At 70.9% G+C, this 23,777-nt stretch carries 21 protein-coding genes; 13 read left to right on the top strand and 8 right to left on the bottom strand.

Features of this window, described 5'->3' with window-relative positions:
• Positions 1–918: an acyl-CoA dehydrogenase family protein gene (locus VGD70_RS06225; RefSeq protein WP_331079029.1), complete on the top strand. Its 918-nt coding sequence runs from the start codon at positions 1–3 to the stop codon at positions 916–918.
• 49 nt (positions 919–967) lie between these two features.
• Here VGD70_RS06225 and VGD70_RS06220 read toward each other — a convergent pair whose 3' ends face one another.
• A complete protein-coding gene (locus VGD70_RS06220; RefSeq protein ID WP_331079027.1) occupies positions 968–2,089 on the bottom strand; it encodes a virginiamycin B lyase family protein in 1,122 nt (373 codons plus the stop codon).
• A 127-nt stretch (positions 2,090–2,216) separates the two neighbouring features.
• Positions 2,217–4,952 (bottom strand): AMP-binding protein, encoded by a 2,736-nt coding sequence (locus VGD70_RS06215; RefSeq protein WP_331079025.1) that lies wholly within the window; start codon positions 4,950–4,952, stop codon positions 2,217–2,219.
• A 133-nt stretch (positions 4,953–5,085) separates the two neighbouring features.
• Here VGD70_RS06215 and VGD70_RS06210 point away from each other — a divergent pair, with 133 nt between their 5' ends.
• From VGD70_RS06210 to VGD70_RS06185, 6 genes are all read left to right on the top strand, one after another.
• Positions 5,086–5,835, top strand: a complete 750-nt coding sequence (locus VGD70_RS06210) for an enoyl-CoA hydratase/isomerase family protein (protein ID WP_331079023.1) — start codon at positions 5,086–5,088, stop codon at positions 5,833–5,835.
• Entirely contained in the window at positions 5,832–7,403 is a 1,572-nt protein-coding gene (locus tag VGD70_RS06205; protein ID WP_331079021.1) for a class I adenylate-forming enzyme family protein, read from the top strand. Before VGD70_RS06210 ends, VGD70_RS06205 begins: the two co-directional genes overlap by 4 nt.
• 121 nt (positions 7,404–7,524) lie before the next feature.
• Positions 7,525–8,643 (top strand): hypothetical protein, encoded by a 1,119-nt coding sequence (locus tag VGD70_RS06200; protein WP_331079019.1) that lies wholly within the window; start codon positions 7,525–7,527, stop codon positions 8,641–8,643.
• On the top strand, positions 8,640–9,653 hold the full coding sequence (locus VGD70_RS06195; RefSeq protein WP_331079017.1) for a phosphotransferase family protein: 1,014 nt from the start codon (positions 8,640–8,642) through the stop codon (positions 9,651–9,653). Before VGD70_RS06200 ends, VGD70_RS06195 begins: the two co-directional genes overlap by 4 nt.
• A gap of 2 nt (positions 9,654–9,655) precedes the next feature.
• Positions 9,656–10,057: a hypothetical protein gene (locus VGD70_RS06190; protein WP_331079015.1), complete on the top strand. Its 402-nt coding sequence runs from the start codon at positions 9,656–9,658 to the stop codon at positions 10,055–10,057.
• Positions 10,058–10,184: 127 nt separating this feature from the next.
• Positions 10,185–10,715 (top strand): MarR family transcriptional regulator, encoded by a 531-nt coding sequence (locus VGD70_RS06185; RefSeq protein ID WP_331079013.1) that lies wholly within the window; start codon positions 10,185–10,187, stop codon positions 10,713–10,715.
• 24 nt (positions 10,716–10,739) lie between these two features.
• Here VGD70_RS06185 and VGD70_RS06180 read toward each other — a convergent pair whose 3' ends face one another.
• Positions 10,740–12,509: a PEP-utilizing enzyme gene (locus VGD70_RS06180; RefSeq protein WP_331079011.1), complete on the bottom strand. Its 1,770-nt coding sequence runs from the start codon at positions 12,507–12,509 to the stop codon at positions 10,740–10,742.
• A 59-nt stretch (positions 12,510–12,568) separates the two neighbouring features.
• Here VGD70_RS06180 and VGD70_RS06175 point away from each other — a divergent pair, with 59 nt between their 5' ends.
• Both VGD70_RS06175 and VGD70_RS06170 read left to right on the top strand, forming a co-directional pair.
• Positions 12,569–13,882 (top strand): phosphotransferase family protein, encoded by a 1,314-nt coding sequence (locus VGD70_RS06175; RefSeq protein ID WP_331079009.1) that lies wholly within the window; start codon positions 12,569–12,571, stop codon positions 13,880–13,882.
• Positions 13,879–15,012, top strand: coding sequence for a hypothetical protein (locus VGD70_RS06170; protein WP_331079007.1), 1,134 nt, complete (start codon positions 13,879–13,881; stop codon positions 15,010–15,012). Before VGD70_RS06175 ends, VGD70_RS06170 begins: the two co-directional genes overlap by 4 nt.
• Before the next feature lie 39 nt (positions 15,013–15,051).
• Here the strand turns inward: VGD70_RS06170 and VGD70_RS06165 are convergent, their stop codons facing one another.
• Both VGD70_RS06165 and VGD70_RS06160 read right to left on the bottom strand, forming a co-directional pair.
• Complete coding sequence (locus tag VGD70_RS06165) at positions 15,052–15,480, bottom strand: hypothetical protein (protein ID WP_331079006.1); 429 nt, start codon at positions 15,478–15,480, stop codon at positions 15,052–15,054.
• Positions 15,477–16,295: a hypothetical protein gene (locus tag VGD70_RS06160; RefSeq protein ID WP_331079004.1), complete on the bottom strand. Its 819-nt coding sequence runs from the start codon at positions 16,293–16,295 to the stop codon at positions 15,477–15,479. Before VGD70_RS06160 ends, VGD70_RS06165 begins: the two co-directional genes overlap by 4 nt.
• A gap of 226 nt (positions 16,296–16,521) precedes the next feature.
• Between VGD70_RS06160 and VGD70_RS06155 the strand changes: the two genes are divergently transcribed.
• From VGD70_RS06155 to VGD70_RS06145, 3 genes are all read left to right on the top strand, one after another.
• Positions 16,522–17,604: a virginiamycin B lyase family protein gene (locus VGD70_RS06155; RefSeq protein ID WP_331079002.1), complete on the top strand. Its 1,083-nt coding sequence runs from the start codon at positions 16,522–16,524 to the stop codon at positions 17,602–17,604.
• Positions 17,605–17,841: 237 nt separating this feature from the next.
• The gene (locus VGD70_RS06150; RefSeq protein ID WP_331079000.1) at positions 17,842–19,341 is read left to right on the top strand and encodes an APC family permease; all 1,500 of its coding nucleotides are present in this window, start codon (positions 17,842–17,844) and stop codon (positions 19,339–19,341) included.
• Positions 19,338–20,342 carry an acetamidase/formamidase family protein gene (locus VGD70_RS06145; protein ID WP_331078997.1) on the top strand — a complete coding sequence of 335 codons (1,005 nt, stop codon included), beginning with the start codon at positions 19,338–19,340 and terminating at the stop codon, positions 20,340–20,342. The genes VGD70_RS06150 and VGD70_RS06145 overlap by 4 nt, the downstream gene beginning before the upstream one ends.
• 223 nt (positions 20,343–20,565) lie before the next feature.
• Here VGD70_RS06145 and VGD70_RS06140 read toward each other — a convergent pair whose 3' ends face one another.
• The 3 genes from VGD70_RS06140 to VGD70_RS06130 form a co-directional block, all read right to left on the bottom strand.
• Positions 20,566–21,822, bottom strand: coding sequence for a hypothetical protein (locus VGD70_RS06140; RefSeq protein WP_331078995.1), 1,257 nt, complete (start codon positions 21,820–21,822; stop codon positions 20,566–20,568).
• A gap of 121 nt (positions 21,823–21,943) precedes the next feature.
• Positions 21,944–22,657 (bottom strand): VOC family protein, encoded by a 714-nt coding sequence (locus VGD70_RS06135; RefSeq protein ID WP_331078993.1) that lies wholly within the window; start codon positions 22,655–22,657, stop codon positions 21,944–21,946.
• A gap of 78 nt (positions 22,658–22,735) precedes the next feature.
• Positions 22,736–23,266, bottom strand: coding sequence for a TetR/AcrR family transcriptional regulator (locus tag VGD70_RS06130; RefSeq protein ID WP_331078991.1), 531 nt, complete (start codon positions 23,264–23,266; stop codon positions 22,736–22,738).
• A 183-nt stretch (positions 23,267–23,449) separates the two neighbouring features.
• Between VGD70_RS06130 and VGD70_RS06125 the strand changes: the two genes are divergently transcribed.
• On the top strand, positions 23,450–23,777 hold a 328-nt coding region (locus tag VGD70_RS06125), incomplete at its 3' end, for a nuclear transport factor 2 family protein (RefSeq protein ID WP_331078989.1).

The following is a 23,777-nucleotide window of genomic DNA, read 5'->3' as shown; positions in this document are numbered from 1 at the left end:
ATGGACGCCGAGGAACGGAGGCTGCTGCGGGAGAGCCTGCGGAAGGCGGTCGAGTCGGCGGGCCCTGGCGGGCTGCGGGCGGCGGTCACCGACTTCGGCTGGTTCGACCTGCTCGCCGAGCACCCCGCGGTGGCCGTGTCGACGCTCGCCGAGCTGCAGGGCGAACTGCTCACCGACGCCACCATGCTCGACGACGTGGTGCTGGCGGCAGGCGGCGTCGACGGCCCGGCCAGGGTCGTGTACCCGGCGCTGCCGCACGACGACCCGACCGGCGCCACGGGTGTCGTCGCGCCCGGCGCGGGTGACCGGCTGGTCGTCCCGGTGCGGCTCGGCGACGACGTGGTCGTCGTGACGACCGACCACCCGCTCCCGGACACGGCGTCCGACGGGCTCGACCCGGACTCCGGGTGGCGCCCGGTCCGGCTCGACCTCGCCCCATCGGCGGCCGAGGTCGTCGTCGACGCCCAGTGGCCGCTCATGCGTGCGGCCGGGCACCGCGCGCTGGCCCACGAGCTGACCGCGATCGGCCGCCGGATGCTGGCGGGTGCGGTCGAGCACGTGTCGTCCAGGGAGCAGTTCGGCCGTCGCATCGGCAGTTTCCAGGCCGTGAAGCACGCGCTCGCGGACGTGCGGGTCTGGCAGGAGTGCGCGGAACTGGCCGCCGGGGCGGCGTGGGAGGACGGCGCACCGGAGTCGGCGCGGCTGGCGAAGGTCCTGGCCGGCCGTTTCGTGCGGACCGCGGCGGCGAACTGCCAGCAGGTGCTCGGCGGCATGGGCTTCACCTGGGAGCACGACTTCCACCGCTACCTGCGCCGCGCGTTGGTCCTGGAGCCGCTGCTCGGCTCCGCGGCCCACCTCCGCACGGCCCTCGGGGCCGGCCTGCGTGCCCACGGCGTGCCCCGCCTCGCCGCGCTCTGAAACCCTGGTACGACGAGAGGAGCCAGGCCCGGCTCCTCTCGTCGTACGGTCAGTTCGCGGCGGCCATGTCGAACTTGGCGATCTTGTTCGGCGTCAGCAGACCCATCCAGACCTTGCCCGGGTCGTGCACGTTGATGTCGCACGGGTAGGACGCGGACGACGGCGTCGGCCACATCTTCACCTCACCCGTGCCCGGGTTGAACCGCATCACCTGGTTGCCCAGCGCGAACGCGGCCGGGAAGCTGATCGAGACGTAGATGTTGCCGTCGCTGCCCTCGGCGATCGGGCCGGGCATCGGCAGCGGGTTGCCCAGACTGCCGCCCAGCAGATCGCCCAGGATGCTCGTCAGCAGACCGTGCACGCCCAGCAGCGGGTACTCGGTGATCTGCCCGGTGGCCGCGTTGATCCGCGCGATCTTCATGCCGAGCGACTCACCCACCCAGATCGAGCCGTCCGACGGCGCGGTGCGCACCCCGACCGGGAACGACAACGGCGTCGGCATGGTGAACTGGGTGATCGCCTTGGTGTCGACGTCGACCATGCCGATCTTGTTCATCTGCGGCACCCCGAACACGATCGTGCGTCCCGGCCCGGGCTTCATGATCCCGAACAGCGAGTGCACCTGGCCGAGGATCTCGCCCGGCACCGGGTACTTGCTGAACGCGCCGGTGGCCGGGTCGTACCGGCCGATCGAGTCGAGCCCGCCGAGCGTGAACCACAGCGCGTTGTCCGCACCCCACGCGATGTCGTTCGACAGACCGAGACCGACGTGCAGCGGGAGGTTCAGCACCTCGGTCTGGAACGCGTTCGCCCACGGCAACAGCACCTCGGACATGGTGCCGTCGCTGGTGTCCACCCGGATCAGGCTGTTGCTGGTGACGCCGGGCATCCACAGGTTGCCCTGGCCGTCGAGGTCCATGCCGCCCGGCACGGACAGCGGCATCGGGGTGTCGAAGTTCTGGAACTGTCCGGTTCCGGGGTCGAAGCGGGCGACCTGGCTGCTCAGGTACTGCTCCACCCACAGTTTGCCGTTGTGGTCGAACTCGACCTCGCACACGCCGCCGACCGGCAGCGACGACGGCACCGGTCCGTACTCGGTGAAGGGCGACCCGCCCGTCGCGGCCGCCGAGGACGGGACGAGCGCCGCCGCCACGGTCGCCGCCGCCAACACGCCGGCCGTGATCCTGGTGCGCGGCCTGACACTTCTCAGTTTCGCTGTCGAAGTCACCGTTGACTCCCTTCCTGTCCACACTGGACCGTTGGACAGGCACTCTAGTACACAATCATCCATCACGCGACTATTTGGGCAGGCCGAGCACCCGCTCCGCGACGATGTTGCGCTGGATCTCGTCGGTACCGCCGCCCAGCCGGAAGCCGGGAACGCCCAGCACGAACTCCGTCCACGCGAACGTGCCCCACTCCCCTGTGTCGGCAAGGAGTTTCGGCCCGAGCGCCACGCTGACGAGGTGTGCCAGTGCCGCCAGGTTCTGTGTCAGCGCCAGCTTCGACAGCGACATCTCCGTGCCGACCCGGCCGTCCTTCGCCGCCACCTCGGCTCGTGCCCGCAGCTGCTTCGCCGCGACCACACCCGCGTGCAGACGTGCGTAGGCCTGCCGCACCTCCGGGTCGCCCGCACGGCCGAGCTGATGCAGCATCGCGACGACCCGGTCCATGCGGAACAGCCCGTTGCCGCCGCCCGCCGAGCCGCCGATCGCGCCGCGTTCGTACATGAGCGTCGCCATCGCGACCCGCCAGCCACCGTCGACCTCGCCGAGCCGGTAGGCGTCCGGGACGACGACGCCGGTCAGGAACACCTCGTTGAAGTCGGCGCCGCCGGTCATCTGCCGCAGCGGCCGCACCTCGACGCCCGGCGCGCGCATGTCGATCACGAACGCGGTCAGGTTGCGGTGGCGCGGGCCGGCCGAGGTCCTGGCCAGGAGCAGGCCGACGTCCGAGTAGTGGGCACCGGAGGTCCACACCTTCTGCCCGGTCACCACCCACTCGTCGCCGCGGCGGACCGCCCTGGTGGACACCGCGGCCAGGTCCGAACCCGCGCCGGGCTCGCTGAACAGCTGGCAGCCCACCGAGTCGCCCCGGTACAGCGCACGCAGCCACCGCGTCACGGCCGCCTCGCCGCCGAACTGCCGCAAGGTCGGCGCCACCATGCCGAGGCTCACGCCCAGCGGCGAGCGCGACGGCGTGTCGAACGCGCGTTCCTCCCGCAGGTACGCCCGCTCGTACGCGCCGGGAAGGCCCCGGCCACCCAGCTCGACCGGCCCGGTGAGCCAGCCGAACCCCGCGTCGAACACGGCCCGCCGCCACGCCCGGGCCTCCCCGGCCTCCTCGGCGGTGGCGCCGCGGAACAGCGTCACCCTGTCGTCTCCGGTGCCCCACCGCTCCTCGCCGGCCCCGGTCCGCCGCGTGGCCACGCCAGCGAGGAACGCACGGGCCTGCGCACGGAACTCGTCGAGGCCGGGGCGGGCGCTGCCGGTCACCAGGGTCTCCTCCCGGGGCGGCGCGCCACCCGCGTGCGCACGTCGCAGCGCGCGTTTGTCGATCTTGCCGACGGCGGTGCGCCGCAGCGAGGTGACGATCTCGACCTCGCGCGGGCACTTGTAGTGCGCGAGCCGGGCGCGGCAGAACTCGACGAGGTCGGCACCGGACGGCGGCTCGCTCACGGGTACCACGAGCGCCTTGAGCCGTTCCCCCATGTCCCGGTCCGGCACGCCGATGCACGCGACATCGGCGACGGACGGGTGCGTCGCGAGCACCTGCTCCGCCTCCGCCGGGTAGATGTTGACCCCGCCGGAGACCACCATGTCCGAGAACCGGTCGGTGACGTAGACGAAGCCGTCCTCGTCGACGTAGCCGATCTCGCCGAGCGTGAAGACACCGGGGCCCAGCTCACTCCCCGCCCCATGCAGGCCCTGGTGGTAGACGATGCCGCGCCCGGTGGTGTCCCGGAAGTACAACCTGCCCTCGACACCCGCGGCGACCGGCCGGTCGTGCTCGTCGAGCACCATCACCTCGAACGGCGGGACCGGGCGGCCGACGGAACCGGGGTGGGCGAGCCAGTCCTCGGCGCTGATCACGCACGTGGTGCCGACCTCGCTGGCGCCGTAGCTCTCCCACACGACCGGGCCCCACCAGTCGATCATCGCCCGCTTCACCGGCTCCGGGCACTTCGCGCCGACCTGGAGGACGTACCGCAGCGAGGAGACGTCGTGGCGGGCGCGGGCCTCGGCCGGGAGCGCGAGCAGGCGCTGGAAGTGTGTCGGCACCATGATCGCCGAGCCGATCGCGTCCCGGTCGACCGCCGCGAGGACGGCTTCCGCGTCGAACCGCCCGAGCACGGTGACCGGCGCGCCACCGAGGAACAACCTGGTGCCCGCGAGCGGTCCGCTGTGGTACATCGGGCCGACGACCAGGTGCCTGCCGTGCGCCAGCATCCGGTTGGACCGCAACCGCCGCAGGTGCTCGGCGACGTCGTCGCCGCCGACGAACGAGGTCGGCGGCAGCTCGACCCCCTTGGGCCTGCCGGTGGTGCCGGAGGTGTACACGAGCGTCGGCAGCGGCGGGTGATCGGTGGGCGGCTCGGTCTCCGGCGCGGCGCCGAGCAGAGCGTCCCAGTCGGCGACGCCGGGCACGGCGGCCACGCCGTCCCAGCCGAGCACCGCGTCGACACCCGCCTCGTCCGCGGCCGCGCGGCCCACGGCGGCGGTCCGGCCGTCGACCAGCACGGCCTGCGCGCCGGAGTCGGTCAGCAGGTACGCGACCTCGGCGGCGGTGAGGTGGAAGTTGACCGGCACCACGGACAGCCCGGCCAGCGTGGCGGCGGCGTGGGCGAGCAGCGTCTCGACGGAGTTCTCGGCGAGGATCGCGACCCGGCGGGACGGCCCGGTGTCCAGCCCGCGCAAAACGTGCACCGCGGCACGGAGCACGTCGTCGACCTGTGCCCAGGACAATACGTGTCGCGCGTCCCGTGCGGCGACCTCGTCAGGCCGCGCGGACGCGAACTCAGCTGCGAAGGTCATGCCACTCCCTCCCGGGGCTCGCCAGAAAAACTCTATACATCTACTATCGGGCAGACAACATCAAGGCAAGGCGAAGGGCGGCCCCGACGCGATGACGCGCTACGAGGCAGTGGCACCGGCCAAGGACGGACCGGTGGGCGAACTCCGGCTGTGCAGGCCGGACGTGCACAACCGCTTCGACGACGTCCTCCTGGGCGAGCTCGGCGCGGCCCTGTCCGAAATGGAGGCCGACCAGGACGTCCGGGCGGTGGTGCTCACCGCCACCGGCAAGCACTTCTCGGCGGGCGGCGACACCGAGGCCATGCTGGCCGCGAACGCCGACCTGCGGGTGCTGCTGGCACAGGTCGACCTCGGCCGCAGGCTGTTCCGCACGTTCGCCGACTTCACCAAGCCGCTCGTCGCCGCGGTCCACGGTCACGTCTTCGGGGTGGCGACGAGCCTCGTGCTCACCGCCGACGCCGTCGTCTCGACGCCCGGTGTCCGCATCTCGGACCCGCACGTGCACCTCGGGCTCGTGGCGGGCGACGGCGGCTGCGTGACCTGGCCCGCCAACCTGCCGCTGGTCATGGCCAAGCGCCACCTGCTGTGGGGTGAACCGCTGCTCGCCGAGGACGCACACCGCGTCGGCCTCGTCACCGACCTGGCCGACGACGCGGAGTCGGTCCGGACACTGGCCTTCGAGATCGCGGGCCGGGTCGCCGCGCTGCCCCCGGTCGCCGTGCAGCTCACCAAGCGGGCGCTGAACAAGGTGCTCGGCGCGCGGGTCGACGAGGCGTTCGACACCGCGTTCTACCTGGAGGCGATCAGCGCGTCCACCGCGGACCTGCGGGAGGCCGTCGCCGCGTTCAAGGAGAAGCGGCCCGGCGAGTGGAGCGGCCGATGAGCGCCACCACGTCCCTGACCGCCCTGTGGGGCGAGGAGGTCGTCGAGACGACCTACGCCGGACATCCCGGCCGGACCCTCGACCCACGACCGAGGTCGCTCGCCGACCTGTTCGCCGGCGCACCACGGTGGGCCGAGCGCACCTTCCTCGTCCACGGCGCACGGCGGATCACCTTCACCCGGTTCCTGCGCGCGATCGAACCGGCCACGGCGGTGCTCACCGACCGCGGCGTGCGGCCCGGCGACCACGTGCTGGTGCACGCGTACAACAGCGCCGACTGGGTCCTCGCGTTGTTCGCCGCATGGCGGGCCGGCGCGGTCCCCGTCCTCGGCAACCGCTGGTGGAGCGAACCGGAGCTGGCGCACGCATGCGGGCTTGCCACCCCGCGCCTGGTGATCAGCGACAGTCACCTGGTCGGCGCCGACCTGGCGCCGTCGGACCTCGCCTTCGCCTACGAACATCAGGAAGACACCGACCCGCACGACGTCGTCGCAGGGTTCCCTGAGTCCGATGAGGACAGTCCGGCGGTGGTGATCTTCACGTCCGGCAGTTCGGGGCCACCCAAGGGAGTCGTGCTCTCCCACCGGTCGGTGATCGCGAACCAGCACAACCTGCTGTCCCGGTCCCGCCGGCTCCCCCGCGACCTCGGCGAGCCCGCACCGCAACCGGTGACGCTCGTGTGCACGCCGCTGTTCCACATCGGCGGCATCTCCAATCTCGTCACGAACCTGGTCATCGGCGGCACACTCGTGCTGACCGAAGGGAGGTTCGATCCCGGCCAGGTGTTGCGGCTCATCGAAACCGAACGGGTGCAGAGCTTCGGCGGGGTGCCCACGATGGCGATCCGGGTGCTCGAACACCCCGACTTCGAGTCCTCCGACCTGTCGAGCCTGCGGTCGTGGCCGCTGGGCGGCGCACCGGTCTCGGCCGGGCTGCTCGACCGCATGGCCCGCCAGCTCCCGCAGCTGAGGAAACGCGGCCTGGGCAACACGTGGGGCATGAGTGAGTCCGGCGGCTTCCTGACCGTGGCCGGCAACCGCGACCTGGCGGCGCGGCCCGGCACGGTCGGCAAGCCGTACCCGGTCGTGGAGCTGCGGATCAGCGACGCCGGGGAGATCCTCGTCCGCAGCCCCACCGTGATGCTCGGTTACCTCGGGCAGGACGACGGCACGGTGGACGCCGACGGCTGGCTGCACACCGGCGACCTCGGACACCTCGACGCCGACGGCTACCTGTACCTCGACGGCCGCAGCAAGGACGTCGTCATCCGCGGCGGCGAGAACATCGCGTGCGCACACGTCGAGCTGGCGCTGGCGCGGCACCCGGACGTCGTCGAGGTGGCGGTGCTCGGCATCCCGCACCCGGACCTCGGCGAGGAGCTGGCCGCCGTCGTGGTCCACCGCGGCGACGCGCCGACCGGGGAGGACCTGCGGGAGTTCCTCACCGGCACGCTGGCGTACTTCGCGATCCCGGCCCGGTGGGTGATCCGGACCGAACCGCTGCCCACCCTCGCGGGCGAGAAGGCGGACAAGAACGCGCTGCGCGCACTGTTCGCCGAGGAGGCGTGATGAGCAGAGCCCGCGGAGCGAATCATCGATATTCAGGACGCCACCGCGCCTGCGGAGGGCGCCGGAGGAGCGGAGCCTGCGGAGCGTTCCGGCGGCACGCAGCAGGCGAGGAGGAGGCGTCATGACGCGGCTGACCCCGCCCGACGAGTCCTTCACCCACCAGGTCGCCTACCCGCACGCGATGGTCGGCTCGAGCGACCCGAGCTGGCGGGAGCGGTACTGGGTCAGCATCCAGGACACCGCGACCAAGGACACCGTGCTGACGCTCGGCCTCGGCCAGTACCCGAACCAGGACACCCAGGAGGCGTTCGCCGTCCTGTCCACCGGCGGGCAACAGCACAACGTCCGCATGGCCAGGGCGCTCGCCCCGCACAGCGACCGGATGGCGGTCGGGCCGCTGCGGGTGGAGATCGTGCGACCGTTCGAGGAGCTGCGGTTCGTGCTGGCCGAGAACCCGTCCGGGCTCGCGTTCGACATCACGTGGACCAGCGACCTGGAGCCCATCCTCGAGGGCAGACACTTCCAGGTGAGCCGCTCCCGGATCACCTACGACGCGATCCGCTACGTACAGCACGGCCGCGCGGTCGGCACACTGTCCGCGCCCGGCGCGGAGTTCACGCTCGATCCCGCCACGTGGTGGAGTGAGCGGGACCATTCGTGGGGCACCCGGCCGCTGCCGCGGGCGCAGGGCGCGCCACCCGGCGAACGGCCGGAGTGGCGGATGCTGTTCTTCTGTCCCTTGCAGCTGCCGGACTTCGGGCTGCACCTGTACCTGTACGAGGCCGAGCCAGGCCGCCCGCTACACCTGTCGGCGGGCTTCGCACCGCGCCGCGGCGACACTCTCGACGAGTTGATCGTCGGCGTCGAGCACGACCTGCGCTGGGTTCCCGGTGCGCCGGCGGCCACCTTGGCCGGCGGGCACCTCACGCTGACCCTCGACAGTGGACGCAAGCTCGACTTCGAGCTGATCGCGCACCCGGGCCGGGCGCACCTGCGTGGCGGCGGCTACGAGGGCTGGAACGGCTGGTACCAGGGACACTGGAAGGGCGAGGACAGCCTCGAGCACGAGGTGTGGGACCTGACGGACCCGGCGCAGTTCTACCGGTACGCCAAGGCGGGCAGCGACCACCTCGTCGAAGTCCGGCACGAAGGGCAGACCGGCTACGGGGTCATGGAGTACATGGTGCTGCCCGGTTACCCGCGTTACGCAGAGGCCATCCCGCCGAGGCCGGCCCGATGACCGACCTCGGCGAGGCCCTGCTGAGGTTCCTCCGCTCCCGGCTGCCCGCCGACGCCGACCCGGTGATCTCCGGCCTGCGCCGGTCCGGCACCGGCAGTTCGCGCGAGAACTGGCCGTTCGACGCGACCTGGGCCTCGGGCCGGGAACGGCGCACACACCCGCTGCTGCTGCGGCGCGACCCCGCGGCCGCGGTCGTCGACACCGGACGGGACACCGAGTTCCGCCTCCTGCGGCGGCTCGCGGACACCCCGGTGCCGGTGCCGGACGTGCACTGGCTGGACGACCGTGGCGAGTTCCTGTCCCGGCCCACGATGATCGTCGGCCGCCGCGAGGGCAGCGCGCACCGTGCCGTCCTCCGCGACGCCGACCCGCTCGGGCTGGGTGAGAACGGCCGGGTGGCGCTCGCCAGGCGGATGTGCGGGGTGCTGGCCGACCTGCATCGCGTCGACCCCGACGCGACCGGCATCGCGAAGGAACTGCCCGACCCCGGCCCGCACCCCGCCACCCACGAACTCGAGCGCTGGGTGAGCGAACTGGACGCGCAGGAGCTCGAACCCCAGCCCGCCCTGCGACTGGCGGTGGCGTGGCTGCGGGACAACGTGCCCGCGCCACCGGAGCGGCTCGTGCTCGTGCACGGCGACTTCCGGCCCGCGAACGTACTCGTCCACAACGGACAGCTGGACGTGCTGCTGGACTGGGAGCTGGCCCACCTCGGCGACCCACTCGACGACCTCGGCTGGTACACCGCCCCGCTCTACGCCGAGGAGCACTTCGTGCCAGGGCACTGGGAGCGGCACGACTTCCTACGTCACTACACGGAACTGACCGGCACCCGGGTGGACCCGTCGGCGTTGCGGTACTGGCAGGTGCTCTCGACCTTCCGGCTCGCGGTCATCGCACTGACCGGGGTGCGTGCGTTCTGTGTCGGCGACGCCGACCGTCCGGCCGCGCCCGCGGACCAGGTCGTCCGCCTGGTCCTCACGGCGGTTCTCGAAGAGGAGGGGGCCTGACCATGCGCCCGACACCCGCCGAGACGATCGCCGGTGTGCGCCGGATCCTGCGCGACATCGTGGCACCCGCGGTCACGGACGAGTACGCCCGCACCCGGCTGCGCGAGGTCCGCGCGGTGCTGGCGCAGCTGGACTGGGACGACGCGCCGCTGCGCCTGCGCACGGAGACGGAGACCATGCGCGGCCTCGTCGCGGAGTTCCGGCGGTGGGCCGACGAGCCCACCACCCGGCCGACGACCCGGGCACCCGAGACCTTCGCCGAACTGAACGCCACCCACGCCGAGGTCGCCGCGCAGCTCGCCGAAGCCGCGTCCAGACTGGACACCTGGTGCCGGGAGCACCCGCACGACGAGGACGCCCGTGCGCTACGGCAACGGCTCATCCGGGCACTCGCGGAGCGGTGACGCTTCCGAACACGCGGCACGCCCACGGTGTCAACTCATCTACTATTGACACCCCGACCAATCTGGTCCGGCTCCACCGGCGCGCAACAGGCGGTCGTGCCGAGGACCATGGGTAAAATCCACGGACATGGCAACACGACAGCGCGGCTCGACCGCCGCCGTGCCGGACACCCTCACCGACCCGGTGGACTGGGCCCGGCACTACTGGCAGGAACAGCAGCTCGAAGGCAACGAGCAGTACTTCCTCGCCATGTCCTCCCTGTTCCGCTACCAGCGGCTCGTCGTCGACGCGGTGGAGGCGCAGCTGCGCACGCAGAAGCTGAACCTCACCGACTACCTGGTACTGATGACGCTCCAGCTGAGCGAGACGGGCACCCGGCTCATCAGCAACCTGGCGCGGAGCCTCATGGTGCATGCCACCACCGCCACCCTCGCGACGGACCGGCTCGAGGGCAGGAGCCTCATCAGACGCACCCCGCACCCGACCGACCGCCGCGCCACCTGTGTGACGATCACGGCGGCCGGCCGGAGGCTGGTGCACAAGGCGACGGCGAAGCTGAACGAGATCGACTTCGGCTTCACCGGCGCGAACGAAGCGAACGTGGGCACGCTGCTCTCGTTGCTCACGACCCTGCGCACCGACGCGGGCGACGCCTGATCACGCGCGGACCCGGCCGTGCGCTCACTCGACGGTGACCACACCGGCCGTGCCGTCGACCGTGAGCACCATGCCATCCTTGATCCGCTTGCTGGCGTGCCGCACGCCGACCACGCACGGGATCCCCAGCTCGCGACTGACGATCGCGGCGTGTGACAGCGTTGCGCCCACGCTCACCACCACCCCCGCGGCCGACACGAACAGCGGTGTCCAACCGGGGTCGGTCACCCGGGCGACGAGGATCTCCCCTGGCTGCAGCTCGGCGGCGTCGGCGGGGTCATGCAGGACACGCGCGGGGCCGGTGACCCGGCCGGGGCACGCGGCGAGTCCGGTCAGGACGTCCCCGGAGCGGGCGACGTCGACCGCGGGTTCCTTCGCCTCCGGCCAGGTCTCGACCGGTGGTGGCGTGCCGTCGACGATGAACGGCGGGTCCAGCTCGCACAGCCGCTCGTACCAGGCCCGCCGTTCGGCCACGACCGGCGCGAAGGACGCGGGGCCGGCGACGAGCGCGTCCAGTTCGTCGCGGCGGACCATGCTGATGTCGTCGAGCCGCGCGAAGTGCCCTGCCTCGGCGTACCGGCGGCCCAGCTCCTGCGCGGCCATCCGCGCCTCGTGCAGCATCCGGACGGCGTTGGTCTTGCTGCGTTCGCGCGTCGGCATGATCCGGGCCACGAGCCGCGACGCGGTGTCGAACGCGCCGAGCGCCTCCGGCGAGCCGGACAGCCGCGCACGGACCTCCTTCTCCAGCGCCACCCGCTCCTCGGCCAGCTTCCTGGCACGGGGCTTCGGGTCGGCGTCGTCGGGCTGGAACCGCATGCGGTCGACCATGGCGAGCGGCAGTCCCGGGTGCGTCTCCCAGGTGGGCGGGCAGATCTCCCACTCCTCGGTGCCGCGCGAGCCGTACTCGCGCTGGAAGCGCGCGAAGCGGTCCAGGAACTCGCGCACGTCGGGCGCGTCCAGTTTGCGCAGCCGGTCCAGCAGTCCCGGCACGCCCGAGTCGAACTCGGCCGTGAGCGTGGCGGAGGCGGTTACGAGCCGGGACAGGTCCCACAGCGCGTAGGACGGCGTGGCCGAGTCGACGCCACCGAGACCGCTGATCAGGCGGACCTCGAGGGTCTTGTCCTCGAGTGGGGCGAGTGCCTGCGCGAGCATGCCGGTGGCCACAGAGGACTCGTAGATCAGCGCGTAGTGCTTGCCCACCACCGGCCGGTACGGCCCTTCGAGCACGTCGTTGAACCGGGCGAGCAACTCCTGCTCGGACGCGGCTCGCAGGTCCGGTCGCTCGGCACGGACCCGCGCGGCGGTGGCGACGTCGTCCTCGAAGCCCGCTGCCCCGTCGCCCTGGACCAGCTTGCCGATGGACGCACCGATCCGTTCGGTGAACCTCGGGTCGTCGTCGCCGGGGCGCGGTTCGTAGGGCCGGACCACCTGGCGGTTGCCGAAGTAGGTCTGGTCGATGAGATCCGGTGTGGCGCCGGGCATCCGCACGCCGAAGATGCGCTGGATCGAGACGTTCAGGTAGATGTAGCCGTGGATGAGGCCCTGGATCTCGATCCTGTCGGGGTCGAACTCGTCGAGGTCGAACGCGCCGAACTCGACGAGTGCGTGCCGCCACTCCCGCTCGCCTGGCAGTCCCCCGATGCTGGTCCACATCAGCGGGGTGGCGGGTGTCGGCGTCACTTCGGCCACATTGGACCGGGTGTAGATGGGGTACTTGGCGCTGAGCGGGGTGTCCACGACCCACGGCCGCGTGATGTCGACCATGCCGGCCTCCTCGACGATGAGATGGCTCACGCTAGCACTCGCAAAATGAATAGTCGATAACTAGAGGTTTTGCGACTAGCGTAGGCGCCATGCAGCGTGGCGTGGTTCCTTCCGGCAGTTCCGGGTCCGCGGCCGCGGCGGTCGTCCGCGCGGCGCGCACGCATCTCGCCGGACTCGATCCCGGGCGCCCGGACGACCTGGCGGCGTTGCTCGCCGTCACCGACGATCTCCTGCACCGCGCCGCCCTCGACGACGCCGTGCGATCGCGGCGCGCGGAACTGCTGCCGGCCGGGACGGATCCGGCCGAGCATGCGGCCGCGCTCTCCGGGGACGAACTGCGTGCGTTCGTGGTGGCACTGCGGGACTGCGAACTCGGCGGGCTGCCGCCGCAGGACCGGCTGGACCTCCCGGCCCCAGGGAGCACCCCGGCCACCTCTGCCGCCGCCCTCGCGGACTACCTCCGCTCGCGGGGCGAGGACCGGGCACTCGTGTCGGCGGCTCCTGTCGCCGGGGGCTTCTCCAAGGAGACCATCCTGCTCACCCTCGACGGCACCAACGGGACCGAGGAGGTCGTGCTGCGCAAGGTCGCCGCAGGCCGGGTCGCCGACTCGCTCGCGCGCGAGTTCGACGTGCTCCGGTTCGTCGCCGGCCACGGGCTCACCGTGGCCCGGCCACTGTGGCTGGACCCGGACGGCGCAACGCTGGGCGGACCGCTGTTCGCCACCACCCGCATGCCGGGCCGCACCGTGGGCACCGTGTCCGGCCCGGGCGACGGCGCGACCCCCGCCGTCGCCCGGGAGCTGGCGAGCCTGCTCGGTCGCCTGCACGCGCTCGACGTCACCGGGCTCGCCTCGACACCCCGCCCCGCGATGGTGGCCGACGCGGAGCTGCTCGCCGCGGTGGACGAGCGGGAGAAGATCGTCCGCCAGGCGGCCGACGCGCTGCCGGACACGCCCGGGCTCGCGCTGCACCACGTGCTGCTGTCGTGGTTGCGGGAGAACATGCCGACCCCGCGCACGGCCGCCGTGCTCGTCCACGGCGATGTCGGTTTCCACAACCTGCTCGTCGATCACGGTCGGGTGAGCGCGCTGCTGGACTGGGAGCTGTCGCATCGCGGCCGCCCGGCCGAGGATCTGGCCTACGTGCGCCCCAGCGTCGAGTCCCTGCTGCCGTGGGAGGAGTTCCTCGACGTGTACCTGGGCGCGGGCGGCGTGCCGGTCGACCTGGAGGAACTGCGGTTCTTCACGGTGTGGCAGGACGTGTGGCGCGCGGTCAGCTGCCTGCGGCTGCGCACGAAGTTCGTGCTCGATCCGGCGCGACTGTCCGACGGGGTGTCGGGGCTGTTGCTGGGAACCCGTTTCCTCGACTCCGCACTGGAGACCGCGTTCGGAGGTACCGCGTGAACCACCGCCACCCCGCACTCGCCGCCGCCGACGAGTCGCTGCTGCACCAGACCCCGTGGCCGATGCGCCACGCGTCCAGCTCGGACGTCCGGTTCTTCGACCGGTACTGGCTCTCGTGCGCGGACCCCGCCGGCGCCGCCGGACTCATCGCGGGCGTCGCGTTCTACAAGAACACCGGCAGCTGCGACGGGTACGTCGCGATCCAGCAGGGCGACCACCAGCACAACGTGCGGTTCGCCCGCGCGCTCGACGACGACGTCGACGGTCTGCGGGTCGGTGACCTCGAGGTGCGCGTCGTCGAGCCGTTCGAACGCATCGAGCTGTCGCTGCGGCCGGTGGCGTCGCCGCTGGCCGCGGAGCTGGAGTGGACGTCGACCACGGCGCCGCACCTGGAAGCCCACCACTTCGACGCGCCCGCGGGCCGTGTCGTCCAGGACATGACGCGCTACGACCAGCTCGGCCGGTGGAACGGCTGGCTCGACCACGGTTCGGGCCGCGTCGAGGTGCGGGACTGGTGGGGCGCCCGCGACCACTCGTGGGGGTTGCGGCCCGGGGTCGGCGGCTTCGAGCGGTCGCACGGCGACCCGACGACCGGGACGCAGCTGCCGACCGCCCCGAGGGCCGCGATGCTGCACCTGGTGCTGTTCGGCGAGTTCGACGGCCGGTTCCTCGTGTTGCAGTACCGGGAGGCCGCCGACGGCTCGCGGCTCGTGCTGGACGGTGAGCTGGTCGAGCCGACCGGGGTGCGGATCCCCGTCACGGACGTGACCGCCCAGGTCGACTTCGCGCCGGACAGCCGCGCGTACACGCAGGTCCGGCTCGACGTGCGGCTGGCCACCGACGCCACGCTGGCGGTCCGCGCCGAGCCGCTGCTCCACGCGTGGGCGTATGCGGGCACGGGCTACGACGGCGGGTTCGACGACCGGCGGGGCCTCGGCGCGTGGCGGGGCGAGGCGGCCGAGCACGACGTCTACCGGTTCCTCCCACCCGAAGGTGTGCGGTCCGGCGGCGTCGACGTACCGCCGGGACACCGCGAGCAACCGGTCCTGCTCACCGTCGACGGCCGCCCCGGGATCGGCCATCTCCCGGTGATCACCCGCGGGGCGCTACCCCGCCACGGCCTGAGCTGACACCGTCGCCGAGGGCGGCCTCGGCGACGGTGTCAGGACTCAGTTCGGACAGCCGAGGACGCAGATCGCGTACGCCTCGTAGGTCTGCACCACGGTGGTGCCACCGACCAGCGCCTGCTCCGGCGTCAGCCCCGCGGCGACCACCTCGGTCGCCGCGGCCGAGAAGGTGAGTGTCGCGTTCGCGAGGCTCACGCCGCCGCGGGTGAAGCCGTAGGCGACCGCGTCGCGGTACGCCTCACCACTCCCCGCGGCGACCGCGAGGTTGCCACCGACGAAGATCGTGTGCCCGAGCTTGTCCGGCTGCGTGCCGAACCCGCTCGCGGCGATCAGCTGAGCGGCCAGCCGACCGTCACCGTCGGCGAGTGCCACCGCGATCGCCTGAGTGGGGTCCTGGTCGGCCGTGGCCGACGCAACCATCCCCGACGAGAAGACCACGATCGCCGCCAGTACGACCAGAACGCGCCTCATGACACCGTCACCGCGGAGGTTGTCCCTTCCGGACTCTCCACCCGCGCCTGCGACCGTGGCAGCGCCAGGTAGGCCACCGCCGCCACGGTGGACAGACTGAGTGCGATCGTGACGACGGCACCAAGGTGGGTGGCGAGGAGGTTTCCGCCCAGGTTCAACGTGAAGAACGTCGGCCAGCCGGCCCACACCTCCCACGCCCCGAACGCACACGGCACCAACGGAATCGCGAGCCATGCCGCCCGGGTACCGAACCGCTGCACGGCCTTGGCGAGCAACGTGCCGGAGACGATGCCGCCGAGGTTGGTGAACAGCCACCACAGCGGGAACCCGCCCGCGTAGAACTGGAAGGGCTGGTTGCCGTAGTAGTCGTACAGGTGCAGGGCGGTCAGGGGGATCTCGATGACCAGGTTGGAGACGAAGATCAGGATGACGCCGGTCCAGAACTGCCGCCGCGTCGCGCCCGCGGTCACCAGCTTGTAGAACAGGTACGCGCTGCCACCGGCGTACAGCGAGTACAGCAGGGTCGACCACAGTGGATCGCCGCGGAAGTTGAAGAGCACGAAGGACATCAGGTTGCCCTCGCGGTAGTTGAGCAGCCCGAGGACGCCCCAGAACGGCTCCTGCAGCGCGGTGATCAGGCCGGCGATCGCGGCGGCCAGCAGCACGGGCCGCCGGGTGCGCGCCCACTCGACGAAGGCATAGACGATGAACACGGCGAAGAGCGCCACCGCGATCCACAGAACGATGTCATGGGCCGTCGCCGGTGCGACAACGTCCCGGGGCGGGTCGGGCACAAGGGTTAGCGCGTACGTCATCGGAGCGCCTTTCTCGGCAGGTCGTCCTCATCAGGTTGTACCGGCATGGCAGGCAGATAGTCAAGCACTCGACTATCTGTAGATGGCCCAGACAGGCAACCTCGGTACGGGAAAATCGGTTCAGAACCATCTGATGGACGTACAGTTAGTCGATGACTATATAGTCGGACAATCGTTCATCACGTCGGGCCACCGGCGCCCGGGTTCCCCAACGAAGGAGCATCCGATGCGAGTCCGATCAGGATTCCTGCGAGCGACCGCCCGCATGATGACCGTGGTCGCCGTCGGCGGCCTTGCCGTCGCCACACCGCACGCCACGGCAGAACCGACGATCTACGAGTACCCGCCCACCGTCCCGCTGGCCACCCCGTGCGAGATCGAGTTCGACGCCACCGGCACCGCATGGGTCGAGGAGATCGCCGGGAACGCCATCACCCGGCTCGACCCGGCAACAGGCGCGATGACCAGGTTCCCGCTCACCAACCCGGCCGGCATCCCGAGCGGCATGGAGTTCGGCCCGGACGGCCACCTGTGGTTCTCCGAGGTGGCTGGCAACGCTATCGTCCGCCTGGACCCCGCGGACGGCAGCATGGAGAGCTTCCCGATGCCGTACACCGGAACGCTGCTCGACAACCTGCCCCTGGGTATCCGAGCCACGATCGACGTGTCCGGCAACAAGGACCGCGGCATGTGGTTCACCATGGCCGGCCTCAACGCGATCGGCCGCATCGACATCGACACCAAGCAGTTCACCAGCTACCCGCTGCCGACCCCCGGCGCCGTGCCACTGATCATCCAACCCGGCCCCGGCAACACGATGGTGTTCTCGGAACTCCTCGGCAACAAGATCGCCACCATCGACGTCACGACCAAGGAGATCAGGGAGTACCCGGTCCACACGCCCGCATCGCTGGTCCAGGGCGTGACCACCGCCGCGGACGGCACGGTCTGGTGGACCGGCACCGGCGGCCAGCAACTCGGCACCCTGAACGTCACGACGGGTGCGGTCCGCGAGATCCCGATCATTCCGCTGCGCACCACCGGCCCCCTGCCCATCAGCATCGGCAACCCGCTCCCGATGCCCGGCCCGGTGCGCATCGGCTCCGACGGCACCATCTACTTCGCCGAAGGCAACCTCGTCTTCGCCGGCAACAAGGTCGGCCAGTACAACCCCCGCACCAACACGTTGCGGGAGTTCCCCACACCGACCCCGCTCTCCGCGCCCTGCGACCTCAACAACCAGCACCCGGGCAAGATCTACTTCGGCGAGTTCACGGGTAACCGGGTGGGTCGCCTCACCTACGGCTGACCGGCATCGGCCGGCCTTCCGACACTCGCGGGCACCTCGTTCGAGTACGAGCGAGGTGCCCGCGGCGGACCCGTCCGCCGAGATCCGCGCTGCCCGGCTCGGCGGAGACCACCCCGGAAGTGTCCGCGACTGAGGGTGGAGTTCGTGCGGGTCCGCCCGACCGGATGCCCTGGATGGCCTTTTCATCCGGTTTTCCGGGGCTTTCGTCGCGTCGCGGGTAGTGCTCTAATGCGGCTCATGTCCGAACGGAACGCCAGCAAGGACAACGCCGGCCAGGATGTCGCCAGCCAGGACAACGCCAGCCAGGATGCCGCCAGCCAGGATGTCGAGCGGTTCGGCTACCGGCAGGAGCTCAAGCGCTCGCTCTCGTTCTGGGACCTGTTGATCTACGGGCTGATCTTCATGGTGCCGATCGCCCCGTTCGGGATCTTCGGCAGTGTCTTCAACGTGTCCGGCGGCATGGTGGCGCTGGCATACGCGGTCGGCGCGGTGGGCATGGTGTTCACCGCGATCTCCTACGCACAGATGTCCAAGGCCTTCCCGCTGGCCGGTTCGGTGTACGCATACGCGGGACGCGGCATCGCGCCTCCGTTCGGGTTCATCGCCGGCTGGCAGATCCTCCTGGACTACATCCTCATCCCCGCGCTGCTGTACATCATCTCCGGCATCGCGATGAACGCGTTCGTGCCCGGCATCCCCGTCGTGGTCTGGGTGATCGGGTTCATCGTCCTGAACACGGTCATCAACTACTTCGGTATCGAGCTCACGGCCCGAACCAACCGGGTGATGCTCGTTCTCGAGCTCATCGTGCTGGTGATCTTCCTGGTGATCGGCGTGGTCGCCCTCGCCAGCGGCAAGAGCACCGGTGACGCGCTCTCGCCGCTGTTCGATTCCGGCACGTTCTCCGTCGGTCTGATCTTCAGCGCGGTCTCGCTGGCAGCACTGAGCTTCCTGGGCTTCGACGCGATTTCCACGCTGTCCGAGGAGAACCGGGAGGCCGGCACCCAGGTGGCGCGGGCGACCGTGCTGTCGCTGCTGGTCGTGGCCGTGCTGTTCATCGTGCAGACCTGGGTCGCCGCGCTCCTCGTGCCCGACCGGGAGCGTCTGCTGACCGACGGCGACACGTCAGGCACCGCCTTCTACGACGCTGCCGAGCACGCCGGCGGACACTGGCTGTACGTCCTGACCGCGGTGACGACCGCGGTGGCCTGGGGGTTCGCCGACGCGCTGGTCGCCCAGGCGGCGACGTCCCGGCTGCTGTACTCGATGGCTCGGGACCGCCAGCTGCCGGGTTTCCTCGCGAAGGTCCATCCCAGCCACCGGGTTCCCGAGCACGCGACCTTCGTGGTCGCGGCGATCTCGGTCGCGGTCGGCATCGGGATGACCTCACGTGCCGACAACGGTGTCTCGCTGCTCACCACACTGGTGAACTTCGGCGCGTTGACCGCGTTCCTGTTGTTGCACGTGTCGGTGATCGTGCACTACCTCGTGCGCCGACGCAGCCGGGACTACCTGCGGCACCTGGTGGTTCCGTTGTGCGGGATAGCCATTCTCGGCTACGTCGTGATCGAGGCGAAGGTAGCCGCGCAGACCGTCGGGTTGGTATGGCTCGGGATCGGGCTCGTCGTCATGGCGGTGCTGTTGTCGACCGGCCGGACCCCGACGTCCCAACCGGCCGGACCCACCGCACCTGTTGCCGGGTCGGACGAGCCGATCGAGTCCAGGGAGGACGCGTGAAGGTCATCGAGTACCGGCCCGACCCCGGCGAGTTCGCCTGGACCTTCGGTGGTGCGGCCCCGGTACGCAAGGTCAAGCCCGGTGACGCACTCTCGCTGTGGACCGAGGACTGCTTCGCCGGCAAGGTACGCACCGAGCGGGACCTGGTGTCGGTGGTGTGCGACTTCCCGTTCCTCAACCCACAAACCGGACCGTTCTATGTGGACGGCGCCAGGCCGGGCGACACGCTCGCGCTGCACTTCGTGTCGATCGAGCCGGCCCGTGACGTCGGGGCGGCGACGACTGTGCCGTTCTTCGGGGCACTGACCTCGGACGCCCACACCGCGACCCTGCAGGAGGCGTTGCCGGAACTCGTGTGGCTCTACGAGCTGGACAACGCGAAGCGCACGGTCACCTACCACGCAAAGAGCGCGGACCTGACCCTCGAGCTCCCGATGGATCCCATGCACGGCACGGTCGGCGTGGCCCCCGCCGCCCTCGAGGCCCGCTCCGCGCTGGTGCCCGACATGCACGGCGGCAACCTCGACACCCCGGAGATGCGGGCGGGAGTGACCGCCTACTTCGGCGTCAACGTCGAAGGCGCGTTGTTCTCCCTCGGTGACGGGCACGCCCGCCAAGGCGAGGGCGAGGCATGCGGCACCGGTGTCGAGGTCGCCATGAACACGGTGGTCATCGTGGAGCTGATTCCCGGGATGGCGACCCCGTGGCCACGTCTGGAGTCCGACACGTACCTGATGTCCGTCGGCGCGGCCCGTCCGTTGGAGAACGCGTACCGGGTGGCCCAGGTGGACATGACGGGTTGGCTGTCCGAGCTGTGCCACATCGACCGCATGGACGCCTACCAACTCGTCGCCCAGGCCGCCCTCACCCCCGTGGCGCAGGTGTGCAACCCGATCTACACCGTCACCAGCAAGATCCCCAAGTCGCTGCTGCCCACCGACCCCGCGTACCGCGGAATACACGCCGAGCTACGCGCACAGGCGGCCCAGCTGCGCGGCTGACGCGTCCGGCGCAAGGTCCGACCTGTGTTCCCGGGCTCAGCGAACCCGCGCCGACGGTGGCGTGCATTCCGCGACCCAAACACGCTGCGCGTGGTCACCGAGACCATCGGGGCCGTGCGCTGGAACCGCGGGCCGTGCTCGCCCAGCGACTCGCACCGCGACGGGACCCGGAGCGCGGAGACCAGATCCGCGCGGACCGAGACCGACCACGGAACCCGTTCAGCTAACGGGACAGCAGGGCCACCTCGTCGCCGGCGAACACCAGTGCCTGACCGTGGTCCAGGACGGCCGCGTTGTCGACCGGGCCGCCGGTGACGAAGCTGTCGCCGGCGGGTTCGCCGGTCGCGGCGTCGGCGAGGCGCACTTCGCGGGACTCGCCGGTCACGCCAGGGGCGAGCCGGTCCACACCGGACACTGCGGCGGTGGTCACGGCGGTGTCGCCGGCGAGCCACGCCGCGTCGGTGCGCCAGCGCGGCTTGCCGGTGGTCGTGTCGTACACGGCGCCGCGGGTGAAGAGGTACCGGCCCCAGGAACGGGCGATGTCCTTCGCGGCCCAGGAGGTGGTGAGGTCCACATAGGCGCCCCGCCAGTCCAGCTCGGTCACCCGCCCGGTGGCGAGCGCGAGGCTGAACAGGCGCATGGCCTGGTCGCCGCCGACCAGTTTCGGTCCGGTGCGCGGCGCGATCAGCAGGATCCGCTGGTCGTCGATCGCCCAGACCGGCGTGCATTCGGCGTCCGGCGCGCCGCCGGGCCAGGTCACCGTGGGGTTCGGCGCGCCGATGAGCGTCAGGTCCGCACACGGCACCCCTGTCGCGGACACGGCGACGTCCCCCGCGACGACCGGCACGTCCGGGGTCCGGGTCAGCACCGCGCCGGTCGCGGCCGCGACCAGACGCCAGCCGTCGTTGTCCCGCACCGGGATGACCGTGGTGGTGCGCAGTGCGCCCGGCGGTCGCATCGGCTCGGTCTCCGGGTCGACGAACCCGACCCGGTAGAGGTTCGGGATCGTCCACACCTGCGCGCCGTCGGCGAGCGCGAAACCGGTGAGGCTCATGCTGTCCTCGAGCTTTACGGCGGCGACCACGACGTTGCCGCGGACGGCGACCAGCGTGTACTTCTCCTTGGCCTGGTCCTTCTGCCAGTCCTGCCCGCCACCGCCCATCGACACCGCCAGCTTGCCGGTGTCACTGCTGATCACGACGCCGCCGGGCACGAGCGCCGCCCGCGAGTCGGCGCCGGCGAACCACGACCGTTTGGTGTCGCCGGTGGCACGGTCGAGGACCCACGCCTCGTAGCCGCCGGTGACCAGCAGCCGGTTCGCGTCGTAGTCGAGGACTTCCGTCGCGCTGTTGGCCACCACCCACCGGGCGTCCTGCCCCTGCCGAGCCGACCAGGCGGGGTAGACGAAGACCGCCCCGGCGACCAACACCAGCACAACCGCGACAACGGCGATGACAACGGCCCGCGACCTGAGCTTCACGAAGCCGAACCTTAGGCCAACCGGACCACCAATGTGGCAACCTTCGTCAAGTTGTCACGCCGCCGGGTCAACGTCTGCCCCAGGACGGCGACGCGGAACGGCGGCGCGCTCACCCGTTGCGCTACCGGACCAGGCAGAACGGATGACCGGCCGGGTCGGCGAAGACCCTGAAGCGCTCGCCGCCCGCGTTCAGGCGGGACGCGCCCAGCTCCAGTGCCCGCGCCTCACCGGTGTCGAGGTCGTCGACCTGCAGGTCGAGGTGGGCCTGCTGCGGATGCGCCGGATCCGGCCAGCGCGGCGGGTTGTACTCGCTGATCTGCTGGAACATCACGTTCCTGCCACCCGCGGTGATGAGCGCACCTTCGGGGCCGTCGTAGGTGACCTCCATGCCGGTGAGGTCGGCGTAGAAGCGGGCCAGGGCCGACGCGTCGGGGGCGTCGATCGCCACCGCGAACAGGCGCATCACCGCACCGACGTGGTCGGCCTGGCACAGGTCGAACGGGTGACCGGCCGGGTCGGTCAGCGTGATCCACGTCGGCCCGTCGGCCAGCCGGGTCGCGCCCAGGGCCACCGCCCGTCCGGCCGCCGCCTGCGGATCGTCGACCTGCAGGTCGAGGTGGAACTGCTGCGGCTGCTCCTGCCCGGGCCACCGCGGCGCCACGTGGTCTGGTGCGCGCTGGAACTCGACCTCCTGGCCGTCCGGAGTGCGGACGCCGAACCGGTCCGAATCCTGCCGGACGACCTCCCACCCGGTCAGCTCGGCATAGAACGAACCGACCTCCTCGATGTCCGCCGCATCCACTATGGCGAGGTCCAGGCGTGCGGTCACGGTCATGGCCACATCTTGCCCCAACCACGTCGAGTTCCAACCAGCACCAGGCCGACTGCCGTGCACGCGGATCGACTCGCCCGGTCATCGCTGGACGCCACCGTGACGTAGTCCGTTCATGAGGAGGGCGAGCAGGCGGTCGGCCTGAGCGGAGCTGTCCGGCGTGTCCTGGGCGGCCCAGGCGATAGCGCCGACCATCTTCAGCACATCCGCTTCGTCCGCATCGGCGACGACCATGCCTGATTGCCGCGCCCGCGCCAGCAACGCGCCACCCACCTCGAACAGCTCCGCATGCCAGGTCGACACCAGGCCATTCCCGCGGTCGAGCGCCGAGTTCATCACCGCGGCCGACAGACCTCGATAGGTCAGGCCATGCATGAGCGCGGCACGCAACCAGGTGGACAACGCGTCGAACTCGTCCTCGACCGTCAGCAGCCCGCGACCAAGTTCGACCAACTCGGCTATCTGGTCGGCGAGCACCGCCTCTATGAGATCCAGCCGGGTGGGGAAATGCCGATACAGCGTCCCGCTGGCCACCCCTGCCCGCCGCGCGATCTCGTCCAAGGAGGCGTCCACGCCGAACTCGGCGAACGCGATTTCCGCCTGCTCGACCAACTGCCCGTAGTTACGTCGGGCGTCCGCACGCCTCGGACGCCCGGCACGCGACCGCGATTCGTGGCCTGCCAGTGCAATCACCACACCCTTGCTAACCGGGGACATAGTCCGCTACCGTGGCCCTAACCGGACCATGCCTCATCTTACTGGCATGGCGCACCCAGATCATGGAGGGCCACCCCGATGGCGCTGACGGAACAAGACCGAGTCGACATCAACGACCTGATCAATCTCCACGGCCACCTCACGGACGCGGGCAGCCTGGACCAAGCGGGTGAGCTGTTCACCCCAGATGTCACCTATGACCTGGACGACTTCGGCCTCGGCTCGTTGCACGGGACCGCGGTCATGCGTGAGGCCGCGCTCGCATTGGGCGATGCCAACCCGGTCGGCCATCACGTCACCAACATCGTGGTCACTCAGCTCGACGATCGCTCGGCGCGGGTCCAGTCCAAAGGAATCGGCATCATGGCCGACGGAACGGCCGGCAGTGCCGGCTACGACGACATCG

Source organism: Actinophytocola sp., assembly GCF_036402745.1.
Classification (GTDB): domain Bacteria; phylum Actinomycetota; class Actinomycetes; order Mycobacteriales; family Pseudonocardiaceae; genus Actinophytocola.
The sequence above is the reverse complement of the archived record's forward strand: the minus strand, read 5'-3'. Positions and strand labels throughout refer to the sequence as shown.

Bases quoted from the DNA above. Each gene is read 5' to 3' on its own strand.
- VGD70_RS06225 (WP_331079029.1), top strand. From the start codon at position 1: ATGGACGCCGAGGAACGGAGGCTGCTGCGGGAGAGCCTGCGGAAGGCG.
- VGD70_RS06215 (WP_331079025.1), bottom strand. From the start codon at position 4,952: ATGACCTTCGCAGCTGAGTTCGCGTCCGCGCGGCCTGACGAGGTCGCC.
- VGD70_RS06205 (WP_331079021.1), top strand. From the start codon at position 5,832: ATGAGCGCCACCACGTCCCTGACCGCCCTGTGGGGCGAGGAGGTCGTC.
- VGD70_RS06200 (WP_331079019.1), top strand. From the start codon at position 7,525: ATGACGCGGCTGACCCCGCCCGACGAGTCCTTCACCCACCAGGTCGCC.
- VGD70_RS06195 (WP_331079017.1), top strand. From the start codon at position 8,640: ATGACCGACCTCGGCGAGGCCCTGCTGAGGTTCCTCCGCTCCCGGCTG.
- VGD70_RS06190 (WP_331079015.1), top strand. From the start codon at position 9,656: ATGCGCCCGACACCCGCCGAGACGATCGCCGGTGTGCGCCGGATCCTG.
- VGD70_RS06185 (WP_331079013.1), top strand. From the start codon at position 10,185: ATGGCAACACGACAGCGCGGCTCGACCGCCGCCGTGCCGGACACCCTC.
- VGD70_RS06175 (WP_331079009.1), top strand. From the start codon at position 12,569: ATGCAGCGTGGCGTGGTTCCTTCCGGCAGTTCCGGGTCCGCGGCCGCG.
- VGD70_RS06165 (WP_331079006.1), bottom strand. From the start codon at position 15,480: ATGAGGCGCGTTCTGGTCGTACTGGCGGCGATCGTGGTCTTCTCGTCG.
- VGD70_RS06160 (WP_331079004.1), bottom strand. From the start codon at position 16,295: ATGACGTACGCGCTAACCCTTGTGCCCGACCCGCCCCGGGACGTTGTC.
- VGD70_RS06155 (WP_331079002.1), top strand. From the start codon at position 16,522: ATGCGAGTCCGATCAGGATTCCTGCGAGCGACCGCCCGCATGATGACC.
- VGD70_RS06150 (WP_331079000.1), top strand. From the start codon at position 17,842: ATGTCCGAACGGAACGCCAGCAAGGACAACGCCGGCCAGGATGTCGCC.
- VGD70_RS06135 (WP_331078993.1), bottom strand. From the start codon at position 22,657: ATGACCGTGACCGCACGCCTGGACCTCGCCATAGTGGATGCGGCGGAC.